At 48.4% G+C, this 20,479-nt stretch carries 17 protein-coding genes; 1 reads left to right on the plus strand and 16 read right to left on the minus strand.

The annotated features are described in order from the left end of the window. Nucleotides 1–96: 96 nt before the first annotated feature. The 5 genes from AC0YNZ_RS19500 to AC0YNZ_RS19520 form a co-directional block, all read right to left on the minus strand. Nucleotides 97–1,260: a glycoside hydrolase family 88 protein gene (locus tag AC0YNZ_RS19500; protein WP_475828187.1), complete on the minus strand. Its 1,164-nt coding sequence runs from the start codon at nt 1,258–1,260 to the stop codon at nt 97–99. A 126-nt stretch (nt 1,261–1,386) separates the two neighbouring features. Then, complete coding sequence (locus AC0YNZ_RS19505; protein ID WP_475828188.1) at nt 1,387–2,268, minus strand: carbohydrate ABC transporter permease; 882 nt, start codon at nt 2,266–2,268, stop codon at nt 1,387–1,389. Nucleotides 2,269–2,286: 18 nt separating this feature from the next. After that, complete coding sequence (locus AC0YNZ_RS19510; RefSeq protein ID WP_475828189.1) at nt 2,287–3,249, minus strand: ABC transporter permease; 963 nt, start codon at nt 3,247–3,249, stop codon at nt 2,287–2,289. A 66-nt stretch (nt 3,250–3,315) separates the two neighbouring features. After that, nucleotides 3,316–4,944, minus strand: a complete 1,629-nt coding sequence (locus tag AC0YNZ_RS19515; RefSeq protein WP_475828190.1) for an extracellular solute-binding protein — start codon at nt 4,942–4,944, stop codon at nt 3,316–3,318. Nucleotides 4,945–5,247: 303 nt separating this feature from the next. Continuing rightward, nucleotides 5,248–7,620, minus strand: a complete 2,373-nt coding sequence (locus AC0YNZ_RS19520) for a helix-turn-helix domain-containing protein (protein ID WP_475828256.1) — start codon at nt 7,618–7,620, stop codon at nt 5,248–5,250. A gap of 794 nt (nt 7,621–8,414) precedes the next feature. Here AC0YNZ_RS19520 and hflX point away from each other — a divergent pair. Next, nucleotides 8,415–9,680 (plus strand): GTPase HflX, encoded by a 1,266-nt coding sequence (gene hflX, locus AC0YNZ_RS19525; RefSeq protein ID WP_475828191.1) that lies wholly within the window; start codon nt 8,415–8,417, stop codon nt 9,678–9,680. Between the two features lie 99 nt (nt 9,681–9,779). Here hflX and AC0YNZ_RS19530 read toward each other — a convergent pair whose 3' ends face one another. From AC0YNZ_RS19530 to nikB, 11 genes are all read right to left on the minus strand, one after another. Further along, complete coding sequence (locus AC0YNZ_RS19530; protein ID WP_475828192.1) at nt 9,780–10,700, minus strand: aldo/keto reductase; 921 nt, start codon at nt 10,698–10,700, stop codon at nt 9,780–9,782. 106 nt (nt 10,701–10,806) lie between these two features. Beyond that, the gene (locus tag AC0YNZ_RS19535; RefSeq protein ID WP_475828193.1) at nt 10,807–11,484 is read right to left on the minus strand and encodes a peptide-methionine (S)-S-oxide reductase MsrA; all 678 of its coding nucleotides are present in this window, start codon (nt 11,482–11,484) and stop codon (nt 10,807–10,809) included. A gap of 258 nt (nt 11,485–11,742) precedes the next feature. Beyond that, nucleotides 11,743–13,881 (minus strand): methyl-accepting chemotaxis protein, encoded by a 2,139-nt coding sequence (locus AC0YNZ_RS19540; protein WP_475828194.1) that lies wholly within the window; start codon nt 13,879–13,881, stop codon nt 11,743–11,745. A gap of 34 nt (nt 13,882–13,915) precedes the next feature. Beyond that, on the minus strand, nt 13,916–14,728 hold the full coding sequence (locus AC0YNZ_RS19545) for a putative bifunctional diguanylate cyclase/phosphodiesterase (RefSeq protein WP_475828195.1): 813 nt from the start codon (nt 14,726–14,728) through the stop codon (nt 13,916–13,918). Nucleotides 14,729–14,981: 253 nt separating this feature from the next. Beyond that, on the minus strand, nt 14,982–15,434 hold the full coding sequence (locus AC0YNZ_RS19550) for a DUF421 domain-containing protein (RefSeq protein ID WP_475828196.1): 453 nt from the start codon (nt 15,432–15,434) through the stop codon (nt 14,982–14,984). Nucleotides 15,435–15,444: 10 nt separating this feature from the next. Next, nucleotides 15,445–15,624 carry a small acid-soluble spore protein H gene (locus AC0YNZ_RS19555; protein ID WP_475828197.1) on the minus strand — a complete coding sequence of 60 codons (180 nt, stop codon included), beginning with the start codon at nt 15,622–15,624 and terminating at the stop codon, nt 15,445–15,447. 202 nt (nt 15,625–15,826) lie between these two features. Continuing rightward, nucleotides 15,827–16,645, minus strand: a complete 819-nt coding sequence (nikE, locus tag AC0YNZ_RS19560; protein WP_475828198.1) for a nickel import ATP-binding protein NikE — start codon at nt 16,643–16,645, stop codon at nt 15,827–15,829. Beyond that, nucleotides 16,642–17,847, minus strand: a complete 1,206-nt coding sequence (gene cntE, locus AC0YNZ_RS19565) for a staphylopine family metallophore export MFS transporter CntE (protein WP_475828199.1) — start codon at nt 17,845–17,847, stop codon at nt 16,642–16,644. The genes nikE and cntE overlap by 4 nt, the downstream gene beginning before the upstream one ends. Further along, nucleotides 17,844–18,677 (minus strand): nickel import ATP-binding protein NikD, encoded by an 834-nt coding sequence (gene nikD / locus AC0YNZ_RS19570; RefSeq protein WP_475828200.1) that lies wholly within the window; start codon nt 18,675–18,677, stop codon nt 17,844–17,846. Before nikD ends, cntE begins: the two co-directional genes overlap by 4 nt. Nucleotides 18,678–18,692: 15 nt before the next feature. Beyond that, nucleotides 18,693–19,526 carry a nickel ABC transporter permease subunit NikC gene (gene nikC / locus AC0YNZ_RS19575; RefSeq protein ID WP_475828201.1) on the minus strand — a complete coding sequence of 278 codons (834 nt, stop codon included), beginning with the start codon at nt 19,524–19,526 and terminating at the stop codon, nt 18,693–18,695. Further along, a complete protein-coding gene (nikB, locus tag AC0YNZ_RS19580) occupies nt 19,523–20,467 on the minus strand; it encodes a nickel ABC transporter permease subunit NikB (protein WP_475828202.1) in 945 nt (314 codons plus the stop codon). Before nikB ends, nikC begins: the two co-directional genes overlap by 4 nt. Nucleotides 20,468–20,479: the final 12 nt, after the last annotated feature.

Raw genomic sequence — 20,479 nt, forward strand, 5'->3', positions numbered from 1 at the left:
CGGATAAAATGTTTTGTTATTTACATTTCCACCCAAACGAATTCCGGATTGTTCTGAAACGGCGTCGGTCCCGGCGTCAATCGTACATGCCTCAGATTAAAAGACGGCGTTGCTCCAGCCTTTCAATTTAGCAACGGCTTCCACATAATAATAGTCTCCGTAAATTAACGATACATCGATATTCTCGCCATGAGGCAGATTTCCCGTGCCATGGAGCAAAATGGCCTCATGCCCAGGCTGTTCCCACGTTGCGTAATGCTGCGTCAACGATTGCACGGTGCGTTTCGCTGCCCCTAGATACAGGCTGGATTCGGAAGCCGGTACATGCTTGGAAAGATCGATCAAACCGGATGCGGCTATGGCCGCTGCCGAAGAATCCCGCGGAGCCTTGCCCCTTTCATCCACCCGGAAATCCCAGAGCGGAATCAGATCCTCTTCCACGCCCGCCATAAAGAAGTGGGCGACTCTCTTGGAGGCGTCCAGAAAACGTGTTTGTCCCGTAAGCCGGTACATGGTCGAGAAACCGTAGAGGGCCCAGGCCGTCCCTCGGCTCCAGGCCGATCCCGGAGCAAAGCCCTGTCCGCCCAATTCATGCGAGAACTCCCCTGTATCCGGATTAAAGCAGCAAATATGCCGCACCGAGCTATCCTCACGTATAAAGTTCGTAAGCGCCGTCTCCGCATGGGCAAGGGCGATGTGTCTGAATCTCGGATCATCCAGCTCTTCCGAAGCCCACATCAATAAAGGAAGATTCATCATACAGTCAATAATGGCCCATCCTGCATTGCCTTCCTGCCACGCCCGGACGCTATTGTTCCAGGCACGAATGAATTTGCCGGCCAGGTTAAATCGGCCGGCCAGAAAGTTAGCGGCTTCCAAACCGATTCTGCGCGCATCAGCATCTCCCGTCAGTTTATATTTGATCACCGCGGTCGGCAAAAATTGAAACCCCACATCATGATGAAGATTAGATGCCTTGATGAAATTTTCCTCGATCCTTCTGTCCCAATCCCATGCTGCGGTCTTATACTGCTCCTTGCCTGTGACATCGTACATCAGCCATAAGATCCCCGGCCAAAATCCGGATGTCCAGGCATCGCTGCGGGTATGATCATAAACTCCATCGGCTTTGGCCACATGGGGAATCTTGTCCCCGATCCGTTCCATCATGCGGTCGACCTTATCTTCAATCTTCGTCCAGAGCCCTTCCAAATCGGTTGGCATCAGTTCCTGAGTCTTCATATGTTTCCGTTCCTCCATTCTCATCGCTCCTATCAATCCAGATTCACCATTGCTTTGATCACCTGCGAAGCCGGATGTAACCATTCCTGAAAGTTGTCGATCATATGGTCCAGATGCCTAGACCTTCCCGATCATTATGCCGAATTATCCTTTCAATGCACCGACCATTACGCCTTTCACGAAATATTTTTGCACGAACGGATAGATGCACAAAATAGGAACCGTACCGACCATAATCGTCGCGTATTTAATGGTTTCCCCGATTTGGAACATATCGCTTTGCGACGCTCCCGAGGACATGCTATCCGTCGAGTTCGCAAGCAGGATTTCGCGCAGAACAAGCTGCAATGGGAACAAATCGCGATTTTTGAGAAAGATCGAAGCATAAAACCAGCCGTTCCATTTATCCACCGCATAATATAAAATCATGACTGCTATCACCGGCATGGACAACGGCAGAATAATCCGGAACAATATCGTAAGATGATTGGCCCCGTCGATTTTCGCAGACTCCTCCAGGGTATCGGGCACAGCTTGGAAGGCGGTCCGCAAAATGATCAGATTAAAGGTACTGATGGTAAACGGTAAGATCAGAGACCAGATCGAATCGATCAGACCGACATTTTTCACGACAAGGTAGAACGGGATTAATCCGCCGTGGAAAAACATCGTAAAAACGATGAGGAAAGTGAACGTTTTATTCCACATGATGTTCTTGCGGGATAGCACGTAAGCGCCTAGCGCACTCATGAACAGGTTCAAAGCTACGCCGAAAACGATAACAAATAACGTATTTCCGTAGCCGGTCCAGACTGCTGAATTGGTAAACACACTCTTGTACGCCTCCAGATTAAAGCCGAGAGATTTAAACAGGAGTCCTTTATGGCTGATCAGTTGGCCGGGGTCACTGAAGGATGCAAACGCTACATACAGAAGGGGATACAAGGCAATGACCGCCATTACGCTCAGCACGACATAGACCGCAATATCAAATAAATTGTCATAAAAACCGTTTGTTTGTTTCATCTGGTTTCACCTCCTAAACTACCATAGACTGTTTTCATTCACCTTGCGGCTGATATAGTTGGCCGAAATAAGCAGAATCAGGCTAATCATGGAGTTGAACAATCCTACTGCCGAGCTGTAGCTCCAACCGAACTCCAGCAGCCCCTTGCGGTATACGAAGGAAGAGATGATATCGGCCGTCTCGTAGGTGCCCGGATTGTAGAGTAGGATAATTTTCTCGAAGCCTACGTTCATCATGTTGCCTATCCTTAAGATCAACATAATCATAATGGTCGGGATAATGCCCGGCAGCGTAATATAGAAAATTTGCTTCAAGCGGCCGGCTCCGTCCATGCGTGCAGCTTCATACTGCTCTTGGTCTATGCTCATAAGAGCGGCAATATAGATAATCGACTCCCAGCCGATTTTTTGCCAAATTTCAGAAATGATATAGATGGGCCGGAACAACTCCGGCTTCTGAAGCATGGCATTGCCGTCATAGCCAAAAAACGTAAGCAGCGTATTCACAATCCCGCCCGGATTGGTAAAGTCCGTGATCATTCCGCAAATGACGACCATCGAAATGAAGTAAGGCATGTAGGTTACCGATTGCACGAACTTCTTAAAAAACCGGCTTCGTACTTCATTGATCATAAGAGCCAGAAGGATCGGCGCGGGAAACTCAAAGATTAAGTTATATAAGCTGAGGATAATTGTATTTTTCAAAATCCTCCAAAAATAATAGCTGCTGAAAAAATCCTGGAAATGACTGAATCCTACCCATTCGCTGCCCACGATTCCCTTCACAGGGGAATATTCTTTAAAAGCAATCATGGCGCCGTACATCGGGGCATAATGGAAAACGGCATAATAGGCAAGCACAGGGAGCATCATCACATACAAATATTTATTCAGCAAAAAATCTCTGGTAAATCGTTTCATAAATTCCGACTTACGTCTGGTTTGCCGGACGCCGGCTTCCAGAACGACAGATTCGGCCATCTGTATCCTCTCCTTCTCGGGTTAAGAAACCGGGGAGGGCGAACAACTCCCTCCCCGCCATGCCTCTTATCGTTGGTTGTAGCGGTCCAGAGCCGCTTTCTGGATTTCAATCGCACGGTCAATCTTCAGCGACTTCATTTTATCCACATATTTTTGGAAGCTATCTAAAGGTTCCGTACCCAAAATGATCTTGAGCGTCATTTCGTCCACCAGCGTGTTGACGTCCGTCATAATCTTGGCATATTCCGAGCTTTCCTCCGGAGTCGGGGTAACCGGCGGAAGCTTATACTTGGACACGTCTGTCTTCGCCCATGTGGTAATTGCTTCGCGTTGCGCCGGCAAAGCGGCATATTGCTCAATATAGCGTTTGTCCTGAATGAATGGGCCGCCGTAGTTGCCGCGGATATACAAGGACATAGCCTGGGCAGGAGCCAGCTTATCGGGATTTTTCATCAGCAGATCGGTATATTTCGGATATCCATTTTCCAGATTATAGCTTACGCCAGGAATGCCGAAGTTATGGAGCATCCGGCCCTCTTCGCTATAACCGTAGTCGAGCATTTTAACCGCCAGTTCGGCGTTCTTCGAATTGCCTGAAATCGCCACCGATTGTTGGCCGCTATAAGGAAAATCTTTTTGGCCGAATTTGGGAATGTCTCCTTCATTCAGAACCGGATACGGAGCTGCAACAAGCTGCGCTTTCGGGTTTTTCTCCGCCAGAATAGGCTGCCATTTACCGATGCCCCCTCCGGTGTTTCCGATCGTAGCTCCGGAGGCGCCCGACGTCATTGCGGCATCCAACGCTTTAACGTCTGCGGTGGCCACATTCTTATCCAGCAAACCGTCGGCATACCAACTGCGGAACAGGGCAAGGAAATCTATAAATCCTTTCTCCATCGGACCGAACTTGATTTGTCCGTTCTCCAGATAGAAGTCGCGTGTGACGCCGAATGCGCCGACGAACCCTCCATTATCAAGCTCGTTGAATATTCTCGTCGGTTTGCTCTTGAAGGTTAAGGGAGCAGCCACACCTTTCTTTTCTTTAAAGGCTTTCAGCACCGTGGTCCATTCATCGATCGTTGCCGGAACCGGAAGCCCCATCTCATCCAACCAGTCCTTCCGGATGATCGGACCTTGGTAGACCGTCAGATAATCGTCGCCGCGAATGAACGGGAAGGCGTAGTAGCTGCCTTTGTCCGTTTTCACCATCTTGTCGATTTGAGGATTTTCTTTCAAAAACTTCTTCAAGTTAGGGGCATGCTTGTCGATCAAATCGTTCAGCTCCAAAATATAGCCGTCTTTGATCGCTTTTTCAGGGCCTCCGGGAAACTCTTTGAGGAAGTTGAATTCGATCAAATCAGGCAGTTCGCCCGATGCCAGCATGACATTAAAGTTCTCTTTGACCTGGTTGGCCGGAGGCGAGGTGAAGGCAACGTTCACTCCGGTTTTCTTCTGCCATTCCTGATAGAAAGGAACCTCGTCCAGCTTCGATTTGACCCCCGTCAGGTTACCGGTCATTTCAGTCCAATAACTTAATGCTTGATCCGTCTGGATGGGGTAAGATGTCGTACTGCTTTGCGAAGCGTCCGGAGAGCCCGCTCCGGCTGAAGGGGACTTCGCCGGTTCCTTGTCGGAACAAGCCGCCAGCATCGTTCCAATTGCAACAATAGTTGTGATGAGTTTAAGACTTTTCAATAGAATAACCTCCTTGTTGATCTGGACCATCCGGGTTTAATCTGAGTGCGCCTCTCATGTCTTCATCTTAAATTAAGCTTGCTCAAATGGATATCGATCATAGTTCCAACCCGATCGCCGGAAACGTTATTCCGATATACCAAACATCCAATTGCATCGATCAAACCACCAAAAGCAAGCGTAAACGGCTGTCGCCGTCCTTTGGCGGCAACAGCTCGTTTCGCGGTGAAATATAAGCGTATTTATAAATGTGAAACATATAAATTCTTATATTTGGACAAAAAAAAGCCGCATAAGCAGCGGCTATTCCTCTATCGTTTCTTTATATTTGCCCGGTGTGATGCCTTCGTATTTCTTGAAGCTTCGAATGAACACATTTACATCATTAAAACCTGTGCTGCAGGATATTTCATTGATGCTCTTGTTGCCTTCGGCGATCTCTTCTTTAGCTTTACTTATTCTTAGCTTGTTAATAAAATCCAACATACCTTCTCCAATCTGATCCTTGAACAGCTTGGATATATATCCCGGCTTCATATCGAATTGACTGCCGATCATCGAAATGTTCAGATTGGGATCGTTGTATCGTTCCTCAATAAAGGAGGTAACCTTCGCAATCAGATCATGAAGCACCCGCTGGCGAGACTGCTGAATATTGGCCTGCCGCTTCGCCGCCGTATATTCGCAAACGCTTCCAAGAAGCTCCGTCATTTGCTGCTGCATATCCAGAATCGTTTCGCAAGCGGTCAACCGTTCGATGCGTTTCGGATTTTGGATGAAAAAGCTGTCCTGAATATCCGTAATTTCACTGATCGTTTTGATCAACGTACTGACCAGATCCAGCATCAGACATCTGGCGATCGGTACGGACATGACGGGATGGCGAAAATTGCGTGCGATGATTTCATCCAACGTATCTTTGGCCTTGGTAAAATCGCCTATTTTCACATAATTTATAAGCTGCTGCTCAACCTGAAGAGGATAATAATAGCCGGTGTCCGCCTCCGCTTGTTGACCTTTATAGATTTCCTCGTACGACAAAACTTCCTTGCTTCCAATGACCAGCTTGTATTCCATTGCGTCCAGGGCTTCCATATACGCTTGGGAAATCCCCATAATCGAGTTGTGAACACCGCTGACCGATAAGGTAAGATGAATGCGGTATTTCGCAGCTAGGAATGTCTTGGCTTCATGGGCAATATGCCGAAGCTCGGCCGCCCGTTCCCCTTCCGGCTTACCGTTAAAATTAATCAGACATGCCAAGGATTCGTCGATTTCCGTTACATAACCGTTATGAAGTTGTCCGGCTAACTCCTCTAGGACATTCGTAACGATGAAATGCAGCAGCTTCAGTTTATCCGATTCATGAGTGCCTTGAATACTATCGAAGAAAGGCTCCTTGTCTTCCAGGTACAACAGCATGACTGCAAAATCATCGGATACGAACCGCATGTTGAAAGCGGCCAGCGACTCGTCGACCGGAATATGTCTGTCCAGCCTGCCTTTGAGCAGACGGTTAATGAAGTTGGAGCGTACAATGTTCTGCTGCTGCTTCATTTTCAGAATCATCTGGTCCATTTCGGATAATGTGGTATCAACGGCTTGCTGGATAAAGTGGAATTCGTTCTTGCCTTTACCGTGATGAATTCCCTTCTTATCAGTAAACGCTTTCATTAGCCTCCGGACCGGATTGTAATTGATGCGCAGAAAGAAGTAAGTGAGCAATCCGCCGCCAATCAAACTGAAGGCTACGCTCATGTAGGTCAGCTTGCGCACCTGCTCCGCCTTTTCCCAGAAAACCCGGCTTGGCGTTATGGACACATATTTCAGCTTAGAATGAGAAGACCGGATATAAGAAACCTCAAATTGCTCACCGTTATTGTTCCATATAAACAGATTCTTGTCAGAGAGCATCTGATCATAGGGCAAATCGACGGCCAAATCCGCCTCCGAGCTGGATGCAAGAACCTGATTCTCTTCATTCAATATCAATACATGTCCTTTATTGAACACTTCCATATTCTCGATGGCGCCCAAAATTCTCGATTGATCGATCATAATGACTTTCGTTCCGACGCTGGTGTCACCTTCCGCCTTGTAATTACTTAAATAAGCAATGGTTTTGCGCCGGCTGCCGTCTTCATCCAAGCGAATCATCGGCACGAAGCCCTTGAATGGTTTGCGGCCCAGGAGGGCAAGCCATTGATTGTAGGTTAAGGCATCATCCTTATGATACAGATTATAAGCCAATGAAGCGTCCCTGTAGGTACCTGGAAGAAGAACGGAATTATGGGCCGCCAAGTAAATATAAAAGCTGTCGACCGAGGAATACGAGGTCTGATACAAAGTCAAATCCTTTGTAATTTGGTATACATCGTACTGAAATTCCTTCGGGTAAAGCTTATATTTATTCGAATAAAGCAACTCCTGGATGGCTACGTTCCAAGTCAACTCGAAGTCTAGCCTTTCCATCGACTGAAACTGGTTATCCATGACTTCACGCAATTGCTTCAGTAAGGAGCTGTTGGCTTGATGGATTTCATTCTCCAGCGTCTCGCTCGATTGAAAATATACAATGACGCTCATCACCACCGGCAGCAGAAGGATTGAAAGATAGGACAAGAGCCATGTTAACATAATGCTTCTTCGGTTAAAACCGAGCTTATTGCGGAGCATCAAGCGATAACCTCCCAGAGATAGTCCAAGTGCATTTTGTCAATATTCAGATACATGAAAGATCGATTTCGATCTCTCGGTTACGCTATAGATAAACTATGACACTGTAATTCGATATATTTATATTAAAAACCTCCTTGGTTTCTATTGAAAATAATGAGACGTCTGAGCCATATAGAAAAAAGCAGTCGTCACAGAGAAAACCTTGCGGCAACTGCTTGTTTCATTCAAAGAACGAGTTGCCGATCAAAACAAGTGCATTACTCCTCTATAGCATTCTCTTTTAAATATGGCCGCTTATTCCCATTGTGAAAACAATGATTCTTAACGAGAGTCACAACTCGTCACAATAATCAATGGATGAATTCTCCGCCGTTTTGTGCTACACTGATGCTAATTTAAAGGAACGGAGGGTTACGTGTGATAGACTTTATCCGAGTTAGGTCTTTGCGCAGCTGCTAATTGAATAGCGCCCAAGCTCTGCCTGTGCGCAGAGGACTCAGGATAGGTCTGCCATTTTGAAGGTAACCCATAAATAGAATACGTCGAAACGTTGAGGGATCAGCCCTCTTCGGCGTATTCGCCTTTGGAACGGAAATTCCATATGCATACGTGGAGCGAAGCACATCAGCTCTTACAATAGCCGGGCTTTTCCCGTCTCTCCGGGACGGCTCCGCTGTTCATTGCCTATGGAAGACCTTTTTTTCTGATATCCTCTTCCACTTAACTGTGAACACAGGCAGAGCAGCCTGTGTTTTTTTGTTTTACAAATAACCTTTAGAGGATGATGAATAATGGAACAACCGCAGCAAAAAGCGATTATCGTCGGCGTTCAGCTTCAGAATCAAACAGACTTTGCTTACTCTATGGAGGAGCTCCGTAATCTGGCTGCCGCCTGTTATATTGAGGTGGTCGATGAGCTCAGTCAGAAGGCAGCCCGCATAAATCCTTCACACTACATCGGGACTGGTAAAATACAGGAGCTGCTGGCGCTGCTCGAGGCACATGACGCGCAAGTCGTCATTTTTAACGATGAGCTGTCTCCTTCCCAAATTCGCAATCTGGAGGCTGCTTTGGAGCGAACGGTTATCGACCGGACGATCCTCATCCTCGATATTTTTGCGGAGCGCGCCAAAACCAGAGAAGCCCAGCTGCAGGTGGAAGTTGCCCGGCTCCAATATATGCTTCCCCGACTGGTCGGTCTCCGTGCATCTTTAGGCCGGCAAGGCGGCGGGGCCGGTCTCAAAAACAGGGGCGCCGGTGAGACGAAGCTCGAGCTCGACCGGAGGCGCATCGAGGAGAGAATAACCGCCCTGCAGGCTGAGCTGGAAAAGCTCGTAGCCAGACGTCAAATTCAGCGGAAACAGCGGCAAAAGAACGAGGTGCCTGTCGTCTGTCTCGTCGGCTACACGAATACGGGGAAATCCAGCTTGATGAACGCTTTGCTGGAAAAGCACAATCCCGGGACCGATAAGCTGGTCTTTGCTCAAGATATGCTGTTCGCCACGCTGGAGACATCGGTTAGAAGCATAGAGCTGCAGGACAATAAATCATTCCTGCTGACGGATACGGTCGGCTTCGTCAGCCAGCTTCCCCATCACCTCGTGAAAGCTTTCCGTTCAACATTAGAAGAAGTAGCCGAGGCCGATTTGCTGGTGCATGTTGTCGACTACTCCCATGAAGACTACGAGCAGCTGGTCTCCGTCACGAATGATACGCTGAGGGAGCTGGGCGCTCATGAAATTCCAACCATTTTCGCGTACAACAAATGTGATTTGACGGAGCATGCCTACCCGGCCGTGCAAGACGATAAGGTCTTCCTCTCGGCGAAGAAAAAGAGCGGTTTAGATGAGCTTATCTCGCTCGTTCGCGACCATATCTTCGATGACTACATGGAGTGCGAACTGCTGATTCCATTCAGCCAAGGGCGGCTGGTCGCATACTTCAATGAGCATGCTCACGTACAATCCACGGATTACGAACCGGAAGGCACGCGAATGAAGCTGGAGTGCCGCGTAGCTGATTTCGAAAGGTATCGAAATGAAGTAATCGTGCTTTAACAGCAAGAGACCCCCGACCAGTGCAGGTCGGGGGTCTCTTGCTTAGATCTTATGGAAGATACCGATTCGCAAAGCACAATACGCTATGCGTTTGCCAAGCTAGAGGCTAATATCCTGCGGATGCGGGTCTGAGACAAGCTCAACAGCTTTGGCATTTGCGGCAACCTGCTCAGGGTCCTTACAACCGGGAATGACGGCGGTAACCGCCGGATGCTTCAAGCACCAAGCCAGTGCCCAACTGGCCATCAAAACGCCACTGGGCACTTCTTCACGCTGGATGTGCTCTACTTCCAGCAGCTTAAGCCGTGTGCTCTCTGCATCATGCCTGTGCCGAACATCGGTAGCTCCGAAGACAGCACCAGGCCTATATTTACCGCTTAAGTAACCGCTCGCCAAAGGAACACGGGCAAGCACGCCCAAATCCTGCTGCTGGCAGGACGGGAACACCCGCTCTTCAGGCGTGCGATCGAGCCTATTATAAACGACTTGAATAGCGCGGGCGTTCACTTTCGATGATGCTTCCGTTTGATGAAGGTTATCGTTGCTGCCAATCGATGTCCCAAGAAAACGAATCTTCCCCGCCAACACTTGCTTATCCAGCGCAGTCCATAGTTCATCGTTATCGAACGCTTGATCCGGCCCGGAATGGAATTGGTACAGGTCAATATAGTCAACCTTCAAAGCCTTCAGCGAAGCATCGAGCTGCGTAATAACCCCATCAGCGTTAAATTCGTCCGTACGCGTAAAGCGCTCATGGAAATGATGTCCGAACTTCGTAGCAATAATCCAATCCTCGCGTTTGCGGCGGCTGATATAATCTCCAATGAGAGACTCCGAAAGATGATCGCCATAGCATTCTGCGGTATCAATCAGATTAATGCCCAGCTCATGACCTTTGTCGAGAATCATATCCACTTCCTGCTGCGAATATTCCTGGCCCCATTCTCCTCCAAACTGCCATGTTCCGATACCGATTACCGATACATTTAAATCCGTTCTTCCCAGACGCCTATACTTCAAGCTCGACACTCCCTCCGAAAGATCTGATACTTGTCCGCTTTATTCTACCATTTTGTCCCATACGCAAGAAATAGAACCAAAGCCTTCTTTAACAATAACGCATAGCCTACCAACGAATTTGCTTGACAAGGTCAACCATCAGCTTCTGATGCTCTGAGCGGATCGGCCATTGTCCAATTTCGTTCAAGATGCGCTCCAAGTTTGTATACCCTTTAGCCAAGCCGTTCAAACGGGCCGCTAAGGTCGAGTTGTTCAATTCATCCTGCGACGAAAACCATTGATTCAGCTTTTCCATAGCGTTTGGAAACCGTTTTAAATAATATTTTTGATGCTTAGCCTCGGCAAGGTGAAATCCGGAATAAGGAGCAATCTCCGTTTCAGGTTCGCCCCTGCCTTGCTCTTTCCACTTCTTCAAAACATGCTGTATCGTTTCTTTTTGCTTATCATCTGAATAAAACAACAGCGATAAATATTGACGCCCTTTATAATTATTGATATTAATCGGATTGTGGTTGTTCCAAAACACTTCCAAGATCTCTTCAAAAGTAATGATGCCCGAGCTGAAATCCAGTTGGACCGTCTCGGTGTGATCCCCCATTTGCCTGTAAGCAGGATGCATAGAAGTGCCCCCCGCATAGCCTGTGCGCGTTCTGATAACGCCTGGCAGATGGCCAAACAAGGATTCAGGACTCCAAAAACAACCCATACCAAGCGTTGCGGTCTCGACATTACTCATGGGGAAAAACGGTTCACTACCGCTGGCTTGCATGTCCTGTAAGTTCAAATGGTTCCCTCCATAGCACCCGGATATATAGCTTGCGTTACCTTGTCCTTGCAACTATCAGCTCTATCAGTCTGCCCGATTTAAGTTTAATCGTAAAGCTGAGATGAAAAAATAATGCTGTGCTACAATAATGAGATTGCATATCGTTATTCTCGAAGGACCCATGTGCTACCGAAAAATATTTGACAGCCGACCGTATTATTTGAACAGAAAAACCCGTCCGCATGCGGACGGGTTTAACCACTATGAGGGAGCTGCCTACAGCTTGAACTTGCCTACTAATGATTGCAGTTCCCCCGCCATATATGTAAGGTGAGCTGCAGAGGACGATATTTCTTCCATAGAAGCCAGTTGCTCCTCTGTAGCTGCAGACACATTCTGCGTGCCGGATGCAGCTGATTGCGCTACACCGGCGATTGCTTCAATGGATTGTACAACCTGCGTTGTTCCTACCGAAATCTGCTTAGCAGCTGTCGAAACTTCCCTCACCTCACTGTTGACCTCATCAACAAAATGTTCAATCTCGGAAAATAAGCTGCCTGCTGCATGAACAACCTCGATTCCCACACTTACTTCTTTTGCTGCCGATTGCATCGATTCCTGCGCTTTACCAATCTCATTGCGGATGCTGTGAATTAAGCATGCAATTTGTTCCGCCGATTGGGCGGATTGTTCGGCAAGCTTCTTCACTTCACCTGCTACCACGGCAAAACCGCGCCCATGTTCGCCCGCTCTTGCCGCTTCGATGGAAGCATTCAGTGAGAGCAAGTTCGTTTGCTGCGATATTTGGGTGATCGCCTCCGTAATCTGACCAATCTCTTGAGAGGTGTCAGCCAGCCGTGTAATCGCTTGTGCCAGTACGTCGACGGAACCGCTGATCGAACTCATTTGTCCTACAGCAGTCTGAATGGCGCGTCCGCCTTCCGACGATTTTTCCGAAGCATTTGTCGTCGTGACGGCAACCGACTGGGCACTCGCTGCAATTTGCTGTATTTTTGCCGTCAGGTCATGGATCGTTTGAGCGCTCTCCTCAACCGTCCGAACCTGCTGATCAGCTCCGTCTGCCATCTGCTCAGCAACCCCTGCAATATGTTTGGTGGCATCAGCGGTTTGCTCGGCGCTTGCCGATAACTGGTCCGAAGAAGCAGCCAATTGATTGGATGAATCGATGACTTCAATTAAGACGGAACAAAACGATTCTCCGATGCGGTTAAAGCTGTTCGCGACGACTCGAAGCTCGTCCTTGGTCGAGATTTGAAAGCTGGCCGTCAAATCGCCATCGGCAAGCCGGACAGCAGCCTTCTCCATACCGAAAACAACTTGAGTGATCGAACGATAAAGCGCCAAGAACAAATACACGGAAGCCAAAACCGCTGCGGCGCAAATCAGTTGTATAAGAAGAGTTTCCTTGATTCCAGCTGCAGCTTGTTCATCCAGTCTCTGATCGATCCAATCGATTCGTCCGCTCCATTGCTCGTAGAGGGCGTCCGCCGCATCGCCCGATAGCTTCAGCCATTCCTGCGCCTCCATTGAAACTCTTAGCGGGAATACAACCTTCGACTGCACCCCTTCCAGCATACTCGCAACGGATTCATTAGCTTTCGCGTTACCGTCAGTTCCATTAATTGCGGAAGCTTGAACGGAGTCTGCAGAAGCCTCGGAGATAGCCGTCCATTCCGCATGAACCGCTTCCGCTTCAGCCACAATCCTGCTTTTATCGTCCGCGCCGATTGTTGTTTGCGTTGATGCCCACAGGACATCGACCTGAAGGTTGCCGAGATTGCGCAGGAGCGCAGGAAATTGCCGAACCGCTTCGTCCTTGGTTTGAAATAATTCAGGCTGGGAATCCGCCAGCAGACCCTTCACCTTGCCCAACCGGTCGATTAACCTCGTTAGTTGGTCGAACAGCTCCGTATGGGCTTTCGAGCTTTCAATACGTTTCAGCTCCGGCCCTTGCGCCTTTAATTGGTTCCAGCGGCTCAAAATGCCGCTCCCTATCTCCTGCAGTGATTTCTCTCCACCTTTCACTGTCAGGTACTTTCCAAGCGCTTTGATCTCACGATCCGCTTCGGTTTCAACAGCCTTCCAGCGCTCAGCATCCGAAGGGTTTATACGGGCGCTTTCTTGAAGCGTCCGATGTAATTCCAGCAGGCGCAGCAGCTCGCCGGATGTGCGAACGGCCGCTAAGCCGTCGATCTGATTCCGAACTTCAGATAACGACGTACGGGAGTCGATCACGGATTGGCCGGCCAACACGAGCAATGGAACGAGCACTACAATACCAATTAACACAAACTTACCCAGAAAGGATAATTGGTTTAACAATAAGATCCCCGGCCTTAAAGTGTCCGATCCGATTGACCGCCACCATCGTATCGGAAAAATAAATCGTTTCATAACGTTCACCAATCTCCCTCACATGTCCAATAAGTTAAAGGGAATACAAATTCAGCCCGAGATGACGGGAATAATACTCTGCCCATTGCGATCGCGTCATCGGATGCCCGTAACGGAACCCTTGGGCATAGCAGCAGCCGATTTCCAGCAGCGCCCTCTCCTGTGCGGCTAGTTCGACGCCTTCAACGATAACATCCATACCGCTTCTTTTTGCAAGCCGAATAATAGCTGATACTATAAAGCGCTGATTATGGTCGGTATGAATGTCCCGGATAAACGACCTGTCAATCTTTAGCCGATCGACTGGCAGCTGGCGCAGCCGGTGATAATTGCTTAATCCGGCGCCAAAATCGTCAATGGCCACTCTAATTCCCATCTCCCGAACCTCACGAAGCTTGCGGCTGATTACGTTAACCCGCTCAATTGCCGCTGACTCGGTAATTTCGAGCTCAAGCAGCCGGGTGTTCACTTTCGTCTCTTTGATGATGCGATACAAGTCGCTTAGAAATACCGGACTGTTCAACTGTATCGGCGATACGTTGATGGAGACGGGCAGCGGCGGGAGCCCAAGTGCCGTAAAGCGATGGTTTGCCATACACCCTTCACGCAAAACCCATAAACCAAGCTGAACGATAAGCCCGTTCTCTTCGGCTATTGGGATGAAGGAAGATGGCGGTACCCCCCCCCATTCCGGATGAATCCAGCGCACCAGCGCTTCGACGCCTACAATCTGCTGATTGTTTATATCGATTTGCGGCTGATAGTAGAGACTCATCTGATCCGATTCGATCGCTCTCTCCAAATTTTTTTCCAAATCGCATGGAACAATGGGCGTACTTATAATCATTTCCACCTTCTTTTCTATACCGATCCATAAAGTGATTCCAAATAACTAATAATAGTATATAATTCCTATTTGATAACTAGGTTTTAAATTCTAGCACGCACCTTTTCTTATGTCAACTATTGTAAAACATGAAAAAACGGCAATTTGAAAAACCTGATCGTTGCGGCAGTTAAACTGAACCGTACCCGAAGTCATCGATAAATAACAGGATCCACTTGAAAAGGACACCGATCATGAGATCGGTGTCCTTTCATTAGTTGGTTTTTTCAATGACACTAAGCTTTCCGTTCGGTTCCATAAATGCTTGTTCAATCTGTTCAAAGCTCGTTAAGCCTTTAACACGCAATTCCTGATCTAAATTGTTTTTCGTAATTCTCGCCCTACGCAGCCCGCTCATCAGAATTTTTCCGTTTTCGATCAGCTTGATTGGGCTGCCGATTACTAATTTTTCTATAAAATTGCTCTTCATGGCAAGCACGCTGGCTAGTAATTGCATCAGCACCAGCCCGGCAATGGCTGCAATAAGAATGAAAGGATTTAGTTCGGGATCAGCTAATCCGTCACCAATTATCGCTCCAATCGCTATCACGACGACGAGATCAAAATCCGTTAATCTCCCCACCGTTTGGTTTCCCATGATCCGAAAAGCTGCTAATCCAACCGCGAACAACCCAATCGCTCTTAGAACCGAGAATACATAATCCATACCACTTGGCCTAATGTTCTATCAGGCTATGTATGGGCACCTCAAGCTCTTGCTCCGCATCATGAAGGGGATAAATCCTCGCTGTTTCTTTATCATGGTCGACATGCTGAATATAGATAGCGTTTCCTTCGTAAGTTACATTAGCCATTACCGGAGATTCTGCGATTTCTTGTGCTCTTTGTTTGTTCATTTCATTTCCTCCCTTTGTTTATTCAACCCGTATTCTACACAATTTTCATGAAAATATTCCTCTTAAACAACAAAGCCCCCAACACTATTCTGTGGGGGGCGTCCATTTACCGGACATTGCTCAGCCTTGCGTGAGGCTGGGCTCGGGATATGCGCATGAATTATTTACAATCTGCTTTTGAATTGGCACTAATGTTAAAGGCTCAGCTGCCTTTGATTTGATGTGAGAGGGAACGAGAACGCGGGTGCTCCGAAAGAATCGACTGCACCAGCCTCTGTACGCTCGGGTGCGGCAGCTGTAAAAACTGTATCTTATCCTCGCAATGTGCAGCCAATTCCCCTTTTTCCATGACGGCTAAAGCATCGGAAATGGTGTATGCAGCCTTAATATCATGCGTGATAAACAGGTAAGATAGGCCGAATGTCGACTTTAAGTCTTTTAACAAGGTCAATATATTGGCTTGAGTCACCATGTCCAAACTGCTAACCGCCTCGTCCAATACAAGCAGCTTCGGTTTTAAGGCGATCGCTCTCGCGATATTGATCCTTTGCAGCTGCCCTCCGCTAAATTGATGAGGGTACTTCCTCATATCTTCCGGGCTCAGCCCGACTGTCTCCAGCAGCTCTCCTATCGTTCGCTTCTGCTCGTTAGGGGACAGGCTCTCGTAATTTTGCAGCGGCTCCCCGATAATTTGCTCAGTGGTCATTCGCGGATTTACGGAAGAATAGCAATCTTGAAACACAACTTGCAGATCGCGGCGAAGCCCTCTCCGGGTAGCTGCGTTCGTGTCATAGAGATCGATTCCTTGGAAAAGAATCTGCCCCTTCTGCGGTTTTTCCAAACCCAGGATCACCTTGCCAAGCGTGCTCTTCCCTGCTCCGCTCGTTCCGAGAAGCCCCAGGCACTGGCCATGTTCAATGGTGAGGGAAATATCGGCTAGAACGGTTGCCCGCTTCGCCTTTCTGAACAGATTGGTTGCGCCGTATCCATGAGTAACGTTCTTCACCTGCAGCAAACTCACTTGCTCACCCCCGGTTTCTTAAAAAATAGGATAAGCAGCAGGGCAGCCGCTCCAATGACGATACAGCAGGAAAACATAACTTCGTATGAGTACGAGCTCGCCACCAGGCTCAGTCCCCAAATACCTACGGATGTTCCAAAGTCGGCGGCAGCAATGAACAGACCGATTCCTCTGCCTCTAAACCGTTCCGGTATGATAAACGAAACATAAGTGAGCAGTGTCGGATACAGCATCGACAAGGCAATCCCGTTGCAAACGGCGGCTAGCAGCACAACCGGCAGCGATTCGGCCATCCGAACCAAAAAGGCAGCCGTTGTCATGAGAAATATAAGCATAAAGACTATTTTAAAAGGGAACCGTCCGTCTGTCGGAATCATTTTTCTGCCGAAGAAGCGCAAGGTTATAAGAACCGCGGTTTCGGTCAAGAAATACAATCCGGCAAAAGGCAGTCCGCGCTTCTCCAGATAAAGCGGAAGAAAGGCCGCCACCGTTCCTATGATTGCCGAAGCTAGAAGCATGATTAATGAAGGAAGCAGCAGTTTCCGGTCTTTCCACCCTTTATAGGTATCACGGCTGTCGTGAAGATTGTCCGTTTGCAAATTTCCCTGCCTGCGAAGCTCAGGCAATCTTAGATTCATTCCGATGAGGAGCGTCATCAAGCTGAGCGGGATCAACCCTATAAAAATATACGTCATAGGTACCTTATCCGCAAAATACAGAGCGAGAAAAGGGCCGTAAGTGTAAGGCAGCATCGATGAAAGCGAGAAAAGGGATAAGCCTTGCCCGCGGGCTTTCGTGGGCAAAACTTCAATGATCATGAGATGCGACACCATGGAAAAGAAGGAAAGGATCACGCCCTGCAATATTCGGAGCAGAGCGAATACCCACAGCTCTTGAAAAAGGTACAAGGATACGACAAGCGCATTTAGTATCAGCGCCGCGGCAAAAATCCGTTTTGTCCCGAACTTGTCGACTATTTTACCGGCAACAGGCCGTAAGAACATCGAAGTAAACATATAGGCGCCCATAATTAGACCGATCTGCGCCGGGCTTGCTCCCAGCTTGTGCGAGCTCAGCGGAAGCAGAATCAGAAGGATATGGCTGGTCGTATAAAATAATATCGCAACGAGGTAAATCTGTATCGCTTTCGGTCCAAAGGGACGGTCCTGCAAAACCGTCTCCGGCGGTCTTATGGCATTCATGACTTGACAAACTCCTTAGCCGGCTGGTTGATTTGTAATACAGGTCTGGCATTCAGCAGTTTTTTCGTATACTCATGCTGCGGATGATCGAACAGCTGGTAGACATCCGCTTTTTCGACTATCCGGCCATGCTGCATAACGGCAACCTCGTCAGCCATTTCCGCTATTACCCCTAAATCATGGGAAATCAATAAAATGGATGTGCCGTATTCCGAACGGATGCGCTCCAGCTGCCGCAGAACCTGCAATTGGTTGGTCACATCCAGAGCGGTGGTCGGCTCATCGGCAATAATGACGGATGGCCGAAGGCATATGGTAATGGCAATCATAACCCGCTGCAGCATCCCCCCGCTCAGTTGAAACGGGTACTGCTTCATGATTCCTGCAGGATCAGGCAAATTCACATCGTGCAAAGAGGCCACTGCCAGCTCATACGCTTGTTTTTTGGTGAGCGCGGTATGCGTACGGATCGTTTCAATGAATTGGTCGCCGATCTTAATAACGGGAGTGAAGGCATTCATCGGATTCTGCATGATGAGGGCGATCTCTTTCCCGCGAATGCTCCTCATCGTATCCGCTCTCAGACCGTTCAGCTCACGGCCGTTTAACCGGATGCTGCCTTCCACGATGGTTTTTTTACGGTCCAGAAGCTGCAGCAGAGACAGACTGGTAATCGTTTTTCCGCTGCCGCTTTCTCCTACAAGCCCGAGCACGCAACCCGGCTTCAACTCGAAATTGATATCCTGAACCAGAGAAATCTTCCCCTGAGCCGTATTTACCGTTACGTGTAGGCCGCTCACCTGCAAAACATATCGTGGATCTATAATCAATGGCCTCATTCCTTTTCAAAAACGTCGTTTTACGCCGAACCGGTCCGACAAAGCTTCGCCCAATACATTAAATGTAATGACAACTATAAGAATCATGATTCCCGGGTACAGCATTAATTCGGGATTGCTTCGTATATATGATTTTCCTTCGTGGATCATCGAGCCCCACTCCGGCGCTGGCGGCTGAATGCCGAGTCCAAGAAACGACATGGCGGCGATGTCCATGATCGCCCATCCTATTTCCAGCGTTCCCATCACGATGATTGGAGGAAGCACGTTAGGGATCAAATGGCGTCTGATGATCGTCCATTGCGATGATCCGCTTATTCTGGCGGCAGTAATAAAATTCCGTTCCTTCAAGCCGAGAACCATGCCGCGGAACATACGGGCATAATACACCCACTGCACCAACACCATGGCCAAAACGACCTGCGGGAGTCCGGGACCGAATATACCGACAAGTCCAAGAATAAGCACAAGAGACGGAAATGCCATCACCCCTTCGCAAAAACGCATCAGCACAAGGTCAATTACACCGCCTTTGTAACCGGAAAAAGTACCGATCAGCAAGCCGATCAATAAAGATGAGATAAAAATCAATGACGCAAAGCCTAAAGAAACCCGGGCGCCGTGTAAAAGGCGAGACAGGTTGCAGCGTCCCAAATGGTCGGTGCCGAGCGGATATTCCCACGTTGGAGACTGCAGCTTGAGCGCCAAATTCACTTCAACCGGGTCGTGCGGAGAGATCCACGGAGCCAAAATGGTAAGTGAAAAAAGAACGAATAAAATGACCGAGCATACCGCTACGGTCTTCTGACTTTTAAGGCCGGTCCGTATACTCGCGATCAATGGTCGGTTCTTCCTTTCCAGGAAATTCGGGGATCCATGTACATTTGCAAGAGATCCACGATCAGGTTGCATACGATAAACAGACAAGCGGCGAGGAACACATAGCTTTGGATGACCGGAATATCCCGATTAAAGATTGCTTCGATAAAGTAACGTCCAAAGCCCGGCCAAGAAAAAACCTCCTCCACAATGATCGTCCCCGCAAGCAATTTGCCCAAATTCATGCCGAGACCGGTAAGCATCGGCGAAATCGCGATTTTCAGCACATGCTTGCTCATAAGCAGCTTCTCTTTAATGCCTCTCGTCCTGGCGTATAACACATACGGCTCCTGCAATTGTTCCAGAACGCTGGTGCGCAGTAAACGGGAATAAATGGCAATCAATCCCAACGCGAGCGTTATCGACGGAAGGACGAGATGCGCCAAAGAACCTCTTCCTTGCACAGGAAACAGATCGAGCTTGACGGAAAAGAAAAATATCAATAAATATCCGAGCCAAAACTGCGGTATGGAAGCGCCAAAATAAGCAAGCAGCCGGCTCAGATGATCGAATACGCTATTTTTATACACCGCCGCCAAAAAACCAACCGGTACGCTGATAAGTATGGCCAGACAAATGCTGCTGAATGCGAGCTGAATCGTTGCCGGCATCCGGAGAACGACTTCCTGCCAAACCGGTTCATTAGAAACATAAGATGTGCCGAAATCAAGTCGGCACATCTTCATTAGGGTTTGGGCATATTGAACAAGCAGCGGCTGGTCTAAGCCGAATTCATGTCTTTTCTGAGCGAGCAGCTCGTCGGTCGGTTGGATATGCGCCGCAGTCAAATAAGCTTCTGCGGGGTCGACCGGCGAGACATGGATCAGTAAAAACGTGAGAAGCGTGGCAAAGAGAAAAATAGGTATGACGGCGAGAAGCCGTTTCCCAATATAGCTGCCCATGTTAAGCCTCCC

The sequence above is a fragment of the Paenibacillus sp. J2L1-98 genome (assembly GCF_056269405.1).

What these genes read in the sequence shown, in the direction of transcription:
- AC0YNZ_RS19500 (WP_475828187.1), bottom strand. Translation starts at nt 1,260, where the DNA reads ATGGAGGAACGGAAACATATGAAGACTCAGGAACTGATGCCAACCGAT.
- AC0YNZ_RS19505 (WP_475828188.1), bottom strand. Translation starts at nt 2,268, where the DNA reads ATGAAACAAACAAACGGTTTTTATGACAATTTATTTGATATTGCGGTC.
- AC0YNZ_RS19510 (WP_475828189.1), bottom strand. Translation starts at nt 3,249, where the DNA reads ATGGCCGAATCTGTCGTTCTGGAAGCCGGCGTCCGGCAAACCAGACGT.
- AC0YNZ_RS19520 (WP_475828256.1), bottom strand. Translation starts at nt 7,620, where the DNA reads ATGCTCCGCAATAAGCTCGGTTTTAACCGAAGAAGCATTATGTTAACA.
- hflX (WP_475828191.1), top strand. Translation starts at nt 8,415, where the DNA reads ATGGAACAACCGCAGCAAAAAGCGATTATCGTCGGCGTTCAGCTTCAG.
- AC0YNZ_RS19540 (WP_475828194.1), bottom strand. Translation starts at nt 13,881, where the DNA reads ATGAAACGATTTATTTTTCCGATACGATGGTGGCGGTCAATCGGATCG.
- AC0YNZ_RS19545 (WP_475828195.1), bottom strand. Translation starts at nt 14,728, where the DNA reads ATGATTATAAGTACGCCCATTGTTCCATGCGATTTGGAAAAAAATTTG.
- AC0YNZ_RS19550 (WP_475828196.1), bottom strand. Translation starts at nt 15,434, where the DNA reads ATGGATTATGTATTCTCGGTTCTAAGAGCGATTGGGTTGTTCGCGGTT.
- AC0YNZ_RS19555 (WP_475828197.1), bottom strand. Translation starts at nt 15,624, where the DNA reads ATGAACAAACAAAGAGCACAAGAAATCGCAGAATCTCCGGTAATGGCT.
- cntE (WP_475828199.1), bottom strand. Translation starts at nt 17,847, where the DNA reads ATGAATGCCATAAGACCGCCGGAGACGGTTTTGCAGGACCGTCCCTTT.
- nikB (WP_475828202.1), bottom strand. Translation starts at nt 20,467, where the DNA reads ATGGGCAGCTATATTGGGAAACGGCTTCTCGCCGTCATACCTATTTTT.